Annotated in this window: 1 protein-coding gene; it reads right to left on the minus strand. The window is 39.3% G+C overall.

Translation table 11 applies throughout. The features are described 5' to 3' along the window. The coding region (locus R7Z50_RS30005) for a sugar nucleotidyltransferase (protein ID WP_318150086.1) at positions 1-471 on the minus strand (471 nt) is incomplete at its 3' end. Between the last annotated feature and the right edge of the window lie 86 nt (positions 472-557).

A 557-nucleotide genomic window follows, 5' to 3' on the forward strand; every position in this document is an offset into this window, starting at 1 on the left:
AATAGAAAGCGCTTTCATATTTGCATCAAACTCAACAACCCCAAAACGTTCCGGATCTTTTACTTGATAACCAAAGACAGTCGCTCCAGATGTTTGGTTAGCGGCACTTCGTAATGTCTGAGAGAAAGATTGACCATAGAAGATATTGTCGCCTAACACCAAGCAAACCGAATCATTTCCGATAAACTCTTCGCCAATAATAAATGCTTGTGCTAATCCCTCTGGTTTTTCTTGAACTGCATAGGTCAAAGCAATACCAAAATCAGATCCATCACCAAGTAAACGCATAAATCCTTCTTGGTCTTCAGGAGTAGTGATAATTAATATTTCTCGAATTCCCGATAACATTAAAACTGATAGCGGGTAATAAATCATTGGTTTGTCATAGACCGGAAGCAGTTGCTTTGAGACCCCACGAGTAATTGGATATAGACGCGTTCCAGATCCACCAGCAAGGATAATGCCTTTCATTTTCTTACCTTATTCTAAAATTATTGACCAAGACGCTCTAAGCTATAAGAACCGTCTAGAACACGTTGCCACCATTCTTTATTCGT

This window comes from Vibrio sp. 1249-1 (genome assembly GCF_033340495.1).